Consider the following 14461-nt stretch of genomic DNA (forward strand, 5'->3'; position numbering starts at 1 on the left):
AAAAATGGGATTAATACTAATACCTTTACTTCTTGTTATTTTTATATTTTATATGGTTTGCTTTGTTAAATTTATTCTGTTAATTGTATCTAAACAAATTCTACTTAAACAGTGTTTATTGGGTTGTTTATTATCTATTTTAATATATACCTCCATAATATTTTATTTTATCTTAAATCAAAGTATATACGCTTTTGAACCTATTTTTTTAGTAATAACTTTTATGTTTATCATTCCGGGAGTATTTGTATGTATATTTTTTTTAGTTTCAATAAATAAAACAAATAACATTTTTAATATTTTATTAGCAAGTATTTTGTTTTCAGGGATCTTATCTGTTTCTACTTTCTCTTTAATATTTGATTATCTTGAAAAAATGAAAATAATCGATTATTATTATTAATAGTATCGATCTTTGCAATTAGCTTTAATATATATATTAAAGCTAATTGACATCGTTTTTTGTTTTTAAATAATACCCTTTTTTTATTTCCGGTTTTAATTTTTTCCTTTATTTTTGGCAGTGATATTTTTCATTCGAAAACCTTAACGTATTCCCACACCTGTAATTATGGTACAGGCCTGAGAAGTAAACAATTAAAAAAAATAATGTGTGGGCTTGGTACTTTTCTCAGATTGTCGACTTGTTATAACATGTCACGATAGATTATTAAAAAACTTTCATTTGCCTTAATATGTCATAAAGATGACGCAGATATTTCTACGCTTAAATAATTGGTTTATAATATATTTGAGAATGCAAACTTAGAAATCGTAAGATTACAGCAAGATATGTTTTAATCAGTTCAAAACCATTGCAAAATTCAGCTCCTAAATCGCAATTTAAATGTCTGGTAAATACGTGTTAGTTATGGGAGAAAATAAGCTAAGGGAAAAGAAAGAAAGTATCTTAGAACATAACAAAAGATAATATTATAGAAATGATGTAAATTATTCCATTAAATATGGATTTACTATCCTCAATAATCGCGACTTTTTTATGTATCTTTGTATAAATTTATCTATTAGCTAATCTTATATAAATGAAACAAAAACACCTCCAATTAGATTACTAAAGGATAAAATATATCATTTTGGCATATATGATTAAAGAAATAGAAATAGAAAAGAATTTAATTACGCAACTTTCTGATTTAAAGTATAATTATCGTCCGGATATAGTTGACAGAAATACACTTGAGGAAAACTTTAAAGCCAAATTTGAAGAGCTTAACCGTGTGCATCTTTCAGATAGTGAGTTTTCACGACTTCGGGAAGAAATTATCAATTCCGATGTATTTACGACATCTAAATTGTTAAGGGAAAAACAATACTTCCAGCGTGAGGACGGAACCCCTCTACACTATACTTTAGTAAACATCAAAGATTGGTGTAAAAATGATTATGAAGTTATACATCAATTACGCATTAATACAGAAAATAGTCATCAACGTTATGATGTTATTCTTTTAATCAATGGTTTGCCAGTGGTGCAGATTGAATTAAAGAAGTTAGATATTTCGCCACGAAAAGCCATGCAACAAATAGTGGATTATAAAAACGAATCGGGCAACGGTTACGGAAATTCTCTGCTTTGCTTTATGCAGTTATTTATAGTGAGTAATGGAAGCAGAACCTTATACTTTGCGAATAATAAAAATGAGCATTTTGCATTTAATGCAGATGAGCAATTTCTTCCGGTTTATGAATTAGCTGATATCAAAAATAATAAGATTAATAGTCTTTATGATTTTGCTGATAAATTCCTCAAAAAATGCACACTTGGAGAAATGATTAGTAAATATATGGTACTGGTGGAAAGCGAGCAAAAATTGCTGGTGATGCGTCCGTATCAGATTTATGCAGTAGAGGCTATTATTAACTCTATTGAACAAAACAGAGGAAACGGTTACATTTGGCATACCACAGGAAGCGGTAAAACCCTAACATCTTTCAAAGCTTCTACTTTGATGAAAGATATGCCTGATATTGAAAAATGTTTGTTTGTAGTTGACCGAAAAGACCTCGATAGACAAACCCGTGAGGAATTTAATAGATTTCAGGAAGGAAGTGTGGAAGAAAACACCAATACAGAAACATTAGTAAAGCGTTTACTTTCTACTGACTATGCTGACAAGGTAATTGTTACTACCATCCAAAAATTGGGATTGGCTTTAGATGAGGACAGCAAACGTAACAAAGCAAAAGAGAAAAACGGTAAAGAAACTTATAAGCAGAGGTTAGAACCTTTGAGGGATAAACGAATGGTTTTCATCTTTGACGAATGCCATCGTTCTCAATTTGGTGATAATCACAAAGCGATAAAAGCGTTTTTTCCCAATGCACAGCTATTTGGCTTTACGGGTACACCCATTTTTGAAAAAAATGCGACTTATGTTATAAGAGAGGGTGAAGAAGCAAAATACAAAGAGACGAAAGATATATTTGAACACGAGTTGCATAAATATACCATCACTCATGCTATTGATGACAGAAATGTATTGCGTTTTCATATAGATTTTTTTAAAGGCAAAAATTCCGCTAAATTAAATCCGGGAGATACGGTTGAACGGAAGGCAGTTGTGGAGTCCATTTTGGAAAAACATAATGGAGCGACCAATAACAGAAAATTTAATGCTATTTTGGCTACGGCTTCTATCAACAATGCTATTGAATACTATCAATTATTCAAAGAAGTTCAGAAAAAGAAGCAGCGCGAAAATCCCGATTATATGCCGTTGAATATTGCTTGTGTATTTTCACCACCCGCACAGTTAATTGCTAAAGATGGCGACCAGCAAAGCCAAAAGAATGCAGCAGATATTAAGCAGCTTCAGGAAGATTTAATTCAGGAAAGAGAAGACAATACACAAAATCCTGAAGAGAAGAAAAGAGCTTTAACGGAAATTATTACCGATTACAATAAACAATACGGTACGAATCATAACATCAATGAGTTTGATTTATACTATCAGGACGTGCAAAAACGCATTAAAGATCAAAAATACAGCAATAAAGACTACCCGCATAAAAACAAAATTGATGTTACTATAGTGGTGGATATGTTGCTCACAGGTTTTGACAGCAAATATCTAAATACTTTATATGTAGATAAAAACCTGAAATACCACGGACTGATTCAGGCATTTTCCCGAACCAATCGGGTACTCAATGATTCCAAACCTTACGGCAATATCTTAGATTTCCGCTCGCAACAGGAAGCCGTAAATCAGGCTATCGCCCTTTTTTCCGGTGGAGAAAGTGAACATTCCAGAGAAATTTGGCTGGTTGATCCTGCTCCGGTGATGATTGAGAAATATAAAGAAGCTGTAGAAAAGTTAGGAGACTTTATGCAACAACAAAACCTTGTGAATGAACCACAAGAAGTATACGGATTGAGAGGAGATGCTGCAAGGATTACCTTTGTGAAAAACTTTAAGGAGGTACAACGGCTTAAAACTCAACTTGACCAATATACGGACTTAGATGAAGAACAAAAAACTGTTATCGAAACCATTTTACCTAATGAAACTTTACAAGGATTTAGAAGTTCGTATTTAGAGACTGCAAAACAATTAAGAGAAATTCAGCAGAAAGGAGGCGATGAAGTACCACCCGAAATTCAACAGCTGGATTTTGAGTTTGTATTGTTTGCCTCTGCTGTAATAGACTATGATTATATCATGAATCTGATTGCAGACAATACGCAAAAGAAACCTTCTAAGCAGAAAATGACCAAAGAACAGGTAATTAGTTTGCTGAAATCCAATTCCAATCTAATGGAAGAAGAAGGAGACCTAACCGAATATATCAACAGTTTGGATTGGAACAGTGGACAAGATGTAAAGACACTTTACCAGGGGTACGATACATTTAAGGATGATAAATATAATAAAGAATTAGCTGCCATTGCTCAAAAGTACGGGTTACAAACCGCAGTCCTAAAAGCTTTTGTAGAAGAGATCATGAGCCGGATGATTTTTGATGGTGAAAAACTGACTGACTTATTAGAACCGTTGGAACTAAGCTGGAAAGAACGAAGGCTTAAAGAATTGGCTTTAATGGAAGACTTAGTTCCCCAATTAAATAAATTGGCTCAAGGACGTGAAATATCAGGATTAACAGCATATGAGTAAGAAAAGAAAATTAATACCTGCATTGCGTTTTCCTGAATTTGTGAATGAAGGGGAATGGAAAGAACAAACATTAGAAGATGTTTTAGACTATGAACGACCAGATAATTATATTGTTACTGATACAAATTATCAAAGTAAAGGCACACCTGTATTAACAGCCAATAAAAGTTTTATATTAGGTTATACAAATGAGAATTTTGGCATTTATAACAATTTACCTACAATTATATTTGATGACTTTACTGTTGATAGCAAATTTGTCGATTTTCCTTTTAAAGTTAAATCTTCTGCAATTAAAATATTAACTCCCAAAAAGAAAGATAATTTAAAATTTGTCTACGAACTTATTTCTCAAATTAAGTTTGATGCAAAAGAACATAAACGTTATTATATTTCTGAGTATCAAAAATTACAACTTTCATTCCCTTCAATAAAAGAACAAAAAAAAATTGCTTCCTGTCTTTCTTCCTTAGATGAGGTGATAGTAGCTGAGAATCAATATCTGGACTTGCTTAAAGACCATAAAAAAGGTTTAATGCAAAACCTTTTTCCGCAAGAAGGAAAAAAAGTACCTAAATATCGGTTTAAGGAGTTTAAGAATGATGGAAATTGGAATTTGAAAGAGTTTTCAAATTACATTAAACTATATAGAGGAAGCTCTCCAAGACCAATCCAAAATTATTTAACACAAGATAAAAGTGGTGTTAATTGGATAAAAATTGGCGATACGAAGAATGCTATTAATTCTATTATTTATAAGGTTGAGGAAAAAATAACTCTTAAAGGAGCTCAAAAATCTCGCAAAGTTAAATCTGGAGAATTGATATTAGCAAACTCAATGAGTTTTGGAAAAACCTATGAATTAGCAATTGACGGTTTTATTTATGATGGTTGGTTTGTGCTTCGTGAATATGAAAACCATTATTATAAACCTTTCTTATTACAACTGCTTAACTCAGATTATATGCAAAGGCAATATCAAAAATTATCAGCTGGGGGAATCGTCCAAAATATTAGTAGTGAGATTGTATATAAAACAATGCTTTTTCACACTTCATTAAAAGAACAGCAAAAAATCGCTTCCTGCCTTTCCTACCTAGATGCTTTAATCACAGCGCAAACAGAGAAGATAGAGCAATTAAAACTACATAAGAAAGGATTGATGCAGGGTTTGTTTCCTAAAATAAACGATTAGAATGACTATCAAAAAAAAGCTATATAAATATAAAACATTGAAAAATGTAGCAGTTCGACTAAGAGATGATTTAAATAACCATCATTTCATATTACTCTATGCATACAATGGAACTGGAAAAACTCGTCTTTCAATGCAATTTAAAGATATCAGTAAGAAACGAAAGAAAAATCCTATATCTGATACTCTTTATTATAATGCTTATACAGAAGACCTTTTCCATTGGAACAACGATCTTGAAAATGATATACAAAGGCATTTAATCATTAATAAAGAATCACGTTTTTTTAAAGGATTTAAAGAACTAGCATTGGAAGAAAAAATTTTCAGTTTTCTTGAACGATATGCAGATTTTGATTTTAGAATTGATTACGAAAATTGGACAATAACTTTCAATAAAGGAGAACAAGCTAATATAAAAGTTTCAAGAGGGGAAGAGAATATATTTATCTGGTGTATATTTTTAGCGATAACAGAACTTGTAATAGATGATGATGGAAACGGACCCTATAATTGGGTAAAATATATCTATATTGACGATCCTATTTCTTCACTTGATGATAATAATGCTATTGGCGTGGCAAGCGATTTAGCCAAACTTTTGAAAAAAGGAAAAGACAAGGTAAAAGTGGTTATTTCATCACATCATTCGCTGTTTTACAATGTGATGTATAATGAACTAAAAAAGATTAAACATAAAAGCCATTTTTTACATAAAAACGGAGTTGATGGTTATGTATTAATGTCCACAAATGAAACCCCTTTTTTTCATCATGTTGCCTTGCTAAGCGAATTAAAAAGGGCTTCAGAAAACAATATGGTAAATACATATCATTTTAATATGTTGAGAAGTATTTTAGAAAAAACATCAACTTTTTTTGGATATGATGACTTCTCAGATTGTATTAGTGGTGTTGAGGATGAAGTGCTTTTTTCTCGGGCTTTAAACCTTTTGAGTCATGGCAAATATTCCATTTATCAACCTGTGATAATGAATGAGGACAATAAAGAATTATTTGATAAAATATTAACAGCGTTCTTGGATAAATATGAATTCCAATTACCTGAGGTGTTCGCATAAAAAATATAAATTAATGACACAAAAAGAACAATATAAAAAATTAGGCGATGCCCTTTGGGATATTGCAAATGATTTAAGAGGGGCCATGAATGCAGATGATTTCCGTGATTATATGCTTTCGTTTCTCTTTCTCCGGTATCTGTCATTTAATTACGAAGAAGCAGCTAAAAAGGAACTGGGAAAAGACTACCCCAAAAGTTCTTCTATGGAAGGCCGAGCCGATTTCGTTGTGCCTCCACCTTTGGAAATTTGGTACGATGAAAACCAAGAAGATATAGAGGAGTTTGAGAAGCAGATGCGAAGGAAAGTGCATTATGTTATCAAACCGAAATACTTATGGAGTAATGTTACTGAACTCGCTCGTACCCAAAACGGTGATTTACTGGAAACACTCCAAAAGGGATTTCGCTATATAGAAAACGATTCGTTCGAAAGCTCGTTTAAAGGATTATTTTCGGAAATCAACCTGAACTCTGAAAAACTCGGCAAAACGCCCAAAGAAAGAAATGATAAGCTTTGTAAGGTAATTACAAAAATAGCCGAAGGCATTGCTGATTTTTCTACAGATACCGATACGCTTGGAGATGCGTATGAATATTTGATTGGAAAATTTGCCGCTGGTTCCGGAAAAAAAGCAGGAGAATTTTATACACCTCAACAAATTTCAACCATTCTTTCCCGAATCGTTATTTTAGACACGCAAGACCCGGTAAGAGGTCCCAAATCTAAATTAGATAAAGTATTGGATTTTGCTTGTGGTTCGGGTTCGTTACTTCTGAATGTAAAAAAACAATTAAGAGATAATAAAGGTACTATAGGGAAAATATACGGGCAGGAAAAAAACGTAACCACTTACAATCTGGCTCGGATGAATATGCTTTTACATGGCATGAAAGATACAGAGTTTGAAATTTTCCACGGAGATACCTTGCTCAACCAATGGGATATATTGAACGAAATGAATCCTTCTAAAAAGATTGAGTTTGATGCCATAGTAGCTAATCCACCTTTTAGTTTACGTTGGGAGCCTAACGATACTCTGGCAGAAGATTTTCGTTTTAAAAGTCATGGCTTAGCACCAAAATCAGCAGCCGACTTTGCTTTTTTATTACACGGATTTCACTTTTTAGCTAAAGAAGGTACCATGGCAATTATATTGCCTCACGGTGTTTTATTTCGTGGAGGGGCAGAGGAACGAATACGAACCAAGCTATTAAAAGACAATAATATTGACACGGTTATTGGTTTGCCTTCCAACTTATTCTACTCAACAGGTATTCCCGTCTGTATTTTGGTTTTGAAAAAATGTAAAAAAGAGGATGATGTTTTGTTCATTAATGCCAGTGAATATTATGAAAAAGGCAAAAGGCAAAATTCGTTGGAAGATAAACATATAAATAAAATCGTTGAAACATACCAGTTCCGTAATGAAATAGAGCGATATTCTCGTAAAGTTTCCATGGAAGAAATTGAAAAAAATGGCTATAATCTAAATATTTCGAGATATGTCAGTATATCAGAAGATGAAGTGCAAATCGATTTGAAAGAGGTAAACGAAAAATTGACATCAATAAACGAAAAGATAAAAACAAATACGGATAAACATAATGAATTTCTAAAAGAGCTGGGGCTACCTCTCATTATCTAAATACATTTGTATATCTCTGAATATTTAAAAATTTATTTCCTATGGCATATTACATAAATTTATTTTCACCGGATACTCATAAAAAATTCTCAGATTCAGAGAAAACAATTTCAGGATTTAGAGAACGACAAAAAATATTGTAGCGAATATAATTTAATATTTTAGATAAATAAAATATTATTTACCCATTATCAAAAAACTCTATATTTGTATAAGTGGTTATCTTTTTCACTCATTATACTGCTATTACTATGGGATTATTAATGTTACCTCTAATTTTGGGAAGTATTGGAATTTTTATATACTGTTTCCTGCAATGGGTACGCTTAGTAAAAACCCGTAAAGCTACACTTATACCACATTTAACCGGTTCTTTTATTTCTGTTCTTTTATATACTTTTGTCTTGTATATCCTAACTTACGGAGGAGAAACTTATATTTTCAGCCCTTGTTTCTTACTAACAACCTTAATGTTTATCCTTCCGGGAATATGTATTTTGATTACTAAAAACAATAAAAACAGACTTTATCCTATTCTTATTATAAGCGTTCTTTTTTCGGCTATATTAACTGCTTTAACATTTTCAAAAATATTGGATTATTTAGAAAAATCGGGAATTATACATTTTTATCATTAATAAATTCTGTGAACGTTTTTTCACTTCACCGGTTAAAATAAAACAATTAAAATATAGTTACTGTAAAACTTCTATTAATGAGGCATATACTATGAGAAATTATTTTTCACCGGAAATATTAATTAAAATTCAATAAAAATATTTTGCTTATTCAAGATAATAATTTTATCTTGAGTGGATAAATATAAATGACATAAGAATATCTACTATATTTACGTTAAACTAAAAATATTTACTATTAGAATTATTTGTAAATAGTAATTTGATGGATAAAAAATTTATAGAAATAAAAAACCATACTCCTGAAATAGATTTCAGAAATTTTAAGCCAAGAAAATATAATGTTTCCATACAATATTTTGAAGGAGAAGAACATTTGCCTGTCAAAAGAATAGATTATGAGTCTCAGCTGGTAACTACGGATGCTAAGGATATACAGTTATTGATCTATAAAGATGCCATTTGGTATAACCAGCATGAACCCGATTTACTAAGTGAAATGATGGCTTCGGAGTTATCCAAAATTATTTATCCCGTACAGGTAAGAATAGATAAAAAAGGCCTGTTTGTAGGAGTCACCAATTGGGATTCTATCGTTCATAATCGCTGGAATAAAAGAAAACAGGATATAATACAAAAATATAATAGTGATATTGCCCGTTCGTTTTTTACCTTTTTTGAAGGAAATTTGAAGAGTAAAAGCATCTTTGAAAAAAGCATGCAGTACGACTGGTTCTGGAATTTACTGTTTCATCCCAAATATATAGACTATGGAGAAGAACTTAGTGTAGATACCTCTTTATATTTACCGATTGTTCCTTATGAGTTTCCTGTTGAATTTACTGGAAAACAAAAAATAAATCGGGAAATAACAGAATATAACTCGGTAGAAATTTATTTTAAATCGGAAGAAATGAAAGCTCATCCCTATTTTGTTCCCAAGAAACAGAAGAGCCTGATTGATAAGGAAGGTGAGTTTTACATGAAGCTGCATGTTTATTTCGATTTAGATATACATGGTCTTTGCCCTATGCATACAAGGGCTTATTTTAATGTATACTTTAGAAACTCTGAAGGAAATGAAAGAAAAATAAAAGAAATACGATTTACCCAATATCAATCAAATACTGATACTAATACAACCACTCCACCTGAAAAAAGAAGTGCTTTTTTTGCCTATGAAGAAGATGAAGAACAGGTACTAAAAAATAAAGAAGCAAAACGTAAAAGTGGATTTTGGGACTTATTTAAATAAAAAAACATACTTATTATACTTAATTTTTTGTAATTATTAAAATGTAAAACTAATGGCACTTAAAGAAATGGTAGTACAGGGAGCAACCTGTACCTGTGAATTTGGCACCGGTACGGATACGCTCAAAGTACTTACACAAGGCAAATATTATCTTAATGACCACGAAGCGAAAAATAAATTAGCAGCTACCCATAAAGATGTAGGTACTACTTTTGAAAAAAACACGTTCGGTTCATGCAAAAAAATGAATAATAATCCCTGTACCAGTACAGTCGTACAATGGAGCGGATTTTATGAAAAAGTAAAATATTCACCCCCGGAAGGTTATATCCTTCTTGAAGATAGTAAAGCAACCTGCCCAGTGGGCGGAAATAACTGTATAAGCATTATGAACAGCGGACAACAGGCAGAACCTTCTAAACAAAATTTTAAAAATGCAGACGAGGAATTATTATCTCATATTCTTCCTGTTATTGATATGAAAAATTTTGAAAAAATAGATCCGTATGATTTTTTAAAAGTTGAGTAACTATGGGGAATGATATAAGGAAGGGAATCAAGGGCTGTTATTATCAATTGCCTGAAAAACAAAGCCATGTTATTCTTTTGAGTCCCGGTGAGGTAATTTACCTTCTGGCAGGAAGAAAAAACCGTTTTTATCTTGAAGATACGGATTCCATTTTAGGGCCGGAAACTAAAAACAGAGAAGCAACCATAAAAAAAGCCAAATGGGCGTTTATGCTGGCGTATTATTGGCAAGAAGCTAAAGAAACCAAAAAAGGACAAGAACTACCTTTATGGGCAAGCCTGGAAGGAGGATCTGAGTTTGTAAATGACTTAGGTATAGGAAAACAATATAAAGAAGGATCTTATATGGAAATAACTCCTGCATTAGATGATGTCTGGATAGGATATTTTTACCGGATGGAGGTCTTTAACTATACGCCCGGTACCGGGTTAAACTTTGATTTTATGGTTCTGGATAAACCTAAAATCCGTATGGTTTATTTTGATAAGCAGATCCTAAAACCTGTACATAAAGGGTTTAGCATAGATGATGGCTATTACTGTTATGGAGAAGTTATTACCTTGTATGTAAATACCCATCTTCTCCCTATGGAGATACACCCATTTTATCATGACAAATACGGGAAAATAGAAACTGAAGAATCGTTTAAAAATTTAATTATCGAAGTATACCTAACTAACGATACTCATAAAAAATTATTAGAAGAACCCATCAAATCCGGAAGTTTACAGGATTATTTAGCTAATGAGCACAATACAACCTCAAATAAAAAAACTGCTACAGCGGCTAACTTAGACTTTAAAGTCCCCCTTTTAATAGACTTTAAATGGAAGGATACGTTACACACCCGGAGCGAACGGGTCAAACATTATTCCGTTTATGTGGTAATTAAAAATACGGAAACAGGAGCTACGTATGAGTATACTCCCAATATGACAAACATTCTTAGAATTGCAAAATCTAACCGGGATTTTGAAAATGAAGAGGTAGACAGTTTATTTTCTGTTAAATATGATTCTATGGATACCATTCTTGGACAGCTGGAGGCCAAGAAAAACAATATGATACAGTACATTGGGGATATAGAATATAACAGAAAGGAAAGTAATCCGTGTGCCTATTCTGTAATAACGGTAAACGACGGAGAGAAAGATCTTGAACTATTTAATGAATATACACTAAACGATAAGGTTGATGATAAAACCCAGGGATTTGCAGATATTGTTGCCGGAGACAAAGAAAAAAAGACGGTAAAAATAACCGCTAAGTATTTAAAGCATAAGGGAGCAACACCGGAAGCCGTCAGAACCTCAAAAAACGGACACCTGTGTGAAAAAATATTGAATGACGGAGAATTCCATAGGGGTATTCACGATGTGTTTAAAATGGAATGGATTGTCGGGCAGTGGGTTCCGTCCAGAGATCCTATACTTTACTTTCAAAATCTGTATGAAAAATTAAAAATAGGAAAATTCCTTCAATTTATTCATCCTTCCCATGCCTCTTCTGCCCCCAAATTAAAACCATACACCACCGACCAGGAAGCCAAAGGTATAGAATCTCCTTATAAAGAACATTATGAAACGGTAACCGTAGCCGGCATACAAGGACTTACCGAAAAAGATTTTTCGATTGACGAAGCCGATGATTCCATAACCCTGCAACTCAAGTACAAGTATAATAAATCTTATGATTCTCAGATAATCAACTATTTAACCGGAGAACAAAATTATTTAACCAATGGTATTTTATCAGACAATATTAAAAACCTGTGGGTGGTACGCTACCTGATTAAATGGATAAAAAATGAACCGCTGGAACAGCTGTATTTTGTTCCGGTTACCACCTGCCGCTACCCTAACCAGATAGCCAAAATCCGTGTTTTTCCGGATATGAAATGGGTAATTAACTTTAATTACAACATTAAAACGCCGCTCTATTATAAAGCCAATACAGCTTTAACAGAATATTACAGTGGGTATAATGAAGATAAGATTAATACGTCCAACAATACTAAAAGAAAAGAGATCCTAAATAAAAGTGTCACCAATGAACTACAGAGCTTTGTAGGAAGTAAAAGCAGCTTTGGCTTATATGTAAGTTGTGAAGTAAACGGTAACGACAAACCATTTGAAATTGGAAATGATTTTGCTGAAAAATATCGAAAAATGCTTCAGCCTTTATTTTGGATGGTAAGTAAATTAGACTCAGATTTAGGAGTATCAAATGCACAGGCAGAACAAGCAAGTCTCTTAGCTAACCCATCTACTTCAAAAGGGCTTTTGGCTCGATTTAATAACTCTAGTTTAGCTATGAGTTTTGAGCTAAAACCACCAAGCCTAGGCGCCGGATTGGGAATAGGTTATGCCACTTCGCAGAACGGAACAATCACCTATGAACTGGATGGAAGGATAAAGGCTAATCCTATACTAGGAGCAAATGTAACACTGGATATTCTTGCTCTAGGAAGTAAATTTAAACCCTGGGGCGCCATAATTGATGCCTTGGATATTGCATCTTTTGTAGCTAATCTGTTTTCTGGAGGAAGGATTGAACTAGAATACAAAATAGAAATAAGATTTTATGCTGAGGTAAAGTTAGTTGGTAAAGAAATAGGTGTAAATTCTGAAACAGGAGAAAAAAAATATGAATCTGAAGCTAAACTAACATATAATTTTTTGGATAAACAATTAAAATTCTATGGTGGATTACAAGGGAAAATATTAGGAGAATTAGAAATTAGTGCCTCAGTAAAGATTAAAGCTAATGTAAAAGATGCGAAAGGAAAACCTTTAGATGAAAAAAAACAGGTTGCTGAAGCAAGCGTAGGAGCAAAAGCTAGTTCGTATGTAAAATTAACTTGTCCTTTTGAACTCAATAAAGAGGGAAACTTAGATATAGATTTTTTCTTTTCAGGTATAAAACTCGAAGTTTGGTTTAAGGCAAGTTTAAATGGAGATGAAGAAAATTCTGAACCTAGTTTTACAAAAGATATACTACCTGAAATAAATATCAAAAAAGAAATAAAATTTTAACATGAAAAACTTGATTATAATAGTAATAATAATGCTATTTTCTTGTAATAATAATGACAATAAAAACACTATAAATTCTTTAAATAAATCAATTAAATACAATACAACAATGAAACGAACATATTTTGCAGATTTTAATTTTAGTGGAGATTTTGAGATTATATTCAATGGAATATCTATTAAAAGGAATAAACTTAATGGTGTTTCAAACGGATTAGAGTATTTAAACCCCTATATTTCACGATCTGGACAACAAAATATAACTCTTAGTATAAAACCATTAAATAAGGGTAATAAAATTTCTATACAAGATGCTAAAGATTATTTTATTGATATTATTTACACAAATAATGGAGAGCCCTCTCCTATTCATAATGTCATGAGATGTTCATTTCCGCCTATTAGTCAACCGGTAGATTCATTAGTGTATACATGGAATTTTGATGCAGATGTTCCTTTTGAAATAAATACCTTGTCAAATGCTAAAGATTTAACGCAAGAAAATCCAGAAAAACTTTTACAAGAAGTGATAAAGAAGTATCAAGGAGTTCATAAGTTAATAAATAGTGGTAATGTTGAAGAATATATGACAATCTATAAAAAATCAAGAGAACGAGAGATGATTTCCATGTATTATGATGATATTAAACAAAAAGAATATTTAGCAGGACTTGAAAACCGTGTATTGTTATCTAAAGGGTTTATGCAACCGTTAAATGATTTTCAATTACTAATACATCCTAACAAAAAAATTGTAAGTTTGGTTAATTCACAAGGGAAAACTCCCTTATATTCAATAGATGATAATAAAAGAATAAAAACCTATGGTTTGCAATTGTATCGTTCAATAAAAACCGGGAAATTAGAAGTTTATTAAGTTCTTAGTGTGAAAATTCTATTTCCAACTTAGTGCGAAAATAAAACTAGTAGGAACCGATTCCAAA

The 14461-nt window shown here is 32.1% G+C and carries 9 protein-coding genes; all 9 read left to right on the forward strand.

Annotated features, from left to right (window positions below; genetic code table 11):
• Positions 1-1103: 1103 nt before the first annotated feature.
• The 9 genes from EOV51_RS13245 (at position 1104) to EOV51_RS13285 (ending at position 14394) form a co-directional block, all read left to right on the forward strand.
• Complete coding sequence (locus tag EOV51_RS13245; protein ID WP_128153353.1) at positions 1104-4136, forward strand: type I restriction endonuclease subunit R; 3033 nt, start codon at positions 1104-1106, stop codon at positions 4134-4136.
• A complete protein-coding gene (locus tag EOV51_RS13250) occupies positions 4129-5331 on the forward strand; it encodes a restriction endonuclease subunit S (protein ID WP_128153010.1) in 1203 nt (400 codons plus the stop codon). The genes EOV51_RS13245 and EOV51_RS13250 overlap by 8 nt, the downstream gene beginning before the upstream one ends.
• A gap of 1 nt (position 5332) precedes the next feature.
• Positions 5333-6412, forward strand: coding sequence for an AAA family ATPase (locus tag EOV51_RS13255; protein WP_128153011.1), 1080 nt, complete (start codon positions 5333-5335; stop codon positions 6410-6412).
• A 13-nt stretch (positions 6413-6425) separates the two neighbouring features.
• Positions 6426-8060: a type I restriction-modification system subunit M gene (locus EOV51_RS13260; protein WP_128153012.1), complete on the forward strand. Its 1635-nt coding sequence runs from the start codon at positions 6426-6428 to the stop codon at positions 8058-8060.
• A 251-nt stretch (positions 8061-8311) separates the two neighbouring features.
• On the forward strand, positions 8312-8698 hold the full coding sequence (locus EOV51_RS13265) for a hypothetical protein (protein WP_128153013.1): 387 nt from the start codon (positions 8312-8314) through the stop codon (positions 8696-8698).
• Between the two features lie 265 nt (positions 8699-8963).
• On the forward strand, positions 8964-9953 hold the full coding sequence (locus tag EOV51_RS13270; RefSeq protein ID WP_128153014.1) for a hypothetical protein: 990 nt from the start codon (positions 8964-8966) through the stop codon (positions 9951-9953).
• A 52-nt stretch (positions 9954-10005) separates the two neighbouring features.
• Positions 10006-10482: a DUF4280 domain-containing protein gene (locus EOV51_RS13275; protein WP_128153015.1), complete on the forward strand. Its 477-nt coding sequence runs from the start codon at positions 10006-10008 to the stop codon at positions 10480-10482.
• 2 nt (positions 10483-10484) lie between these two features.
• Positions 10485-13517: a hypothetical protein gene (locus EOV51_RS13280; protein WP_128153016.1), complete on the forward strand. Its 3033-nt coding sequence runs from the start codon at positions 10485-10487 to the stop codon at positions 13515-13517.
• 109 nt (positions 13518-13626) lie between these two features.
• A complete protein-coding gene (locus tag EOV51_RS13285; RefSeq protein ID WP_128153017.1) occupies positions 13627-14394 on the forward strand; it encodes a hypothetical protein in 768 nt (255 codons plus the stop codon).
• Positions 14395-14461 lie beyond the last annotated feature (67 nt).

It is taken from the genome of Apibacter raozihei, from assembly GCF_004014855.1.
Taxonomy (GTDB): Bacteria; Bacteroidota; Bacteroidia; order Flavobacteriales; family Weeksellaceae; genus Apibacter; species Apibacter raozihei.

Coding starts and splice junctions, on each gene's coding strand:
- EOV51_RS13245 (WP_128153353.1), top strand. CDS start 1,104: ATGATTAAAGAAATAGAAATAGAAAAGAATTTAATTACGCAACTTTCT.
- EOV51_RS13250 (WP_128153010.1), top strand. CDS start 4,129: ATGAGTAAGAAAAGAAAATTAATACCTGCATTGCGTTTTCCTGAATTT.
- EOV51_RS13255 (WP_128153011.1), top strand. CDS start 5,333: ATGACTATCAAAAAAAAGCTATATAAATATAAAACATTGAAAAATGTA.
- EOV51_RS13260 (WP_128153012.1), top strand. CDS start 6,426: ATGACACAAAAAGAACAATATAAAAAATTAGGCGATGCCCTTTGGGAT.
- EOV51_RS13265 (WP_128153013.1), top strand. CDS start 8,312: ATGGGATTATTAATGTTACCTCTAATTTTGGGAAGTATTGGAATTTTT.
- EOV51_RS13270 (WP_128153014.1), top strand. CDS start 8,964: ATGGATAAAAAATTTATAGAAATAAAAAACCATACTCCTGAAATAGAT.
- EOV51_RS13275 (WP_128153015.1), top strand. CDS start 10,006: ATGGCACTTAAAGAAATGGTAGTACAGGGAGCAACCTGTACCTGTGAA.
- EOV51_RS13280 (WP_128153016.1), top strand. CDS start 10,485: ATGGGGAATGATATAAGGAAGGGAATCAAGGGCTGTTATTATCAATTG.
- EOV51_RS13285 (WP_128153017.1), top strand. CDS start 13,627: ATGAAACGAACATATTTTGCAGATTTTAATTTTAGTGGAGATTTTGAG.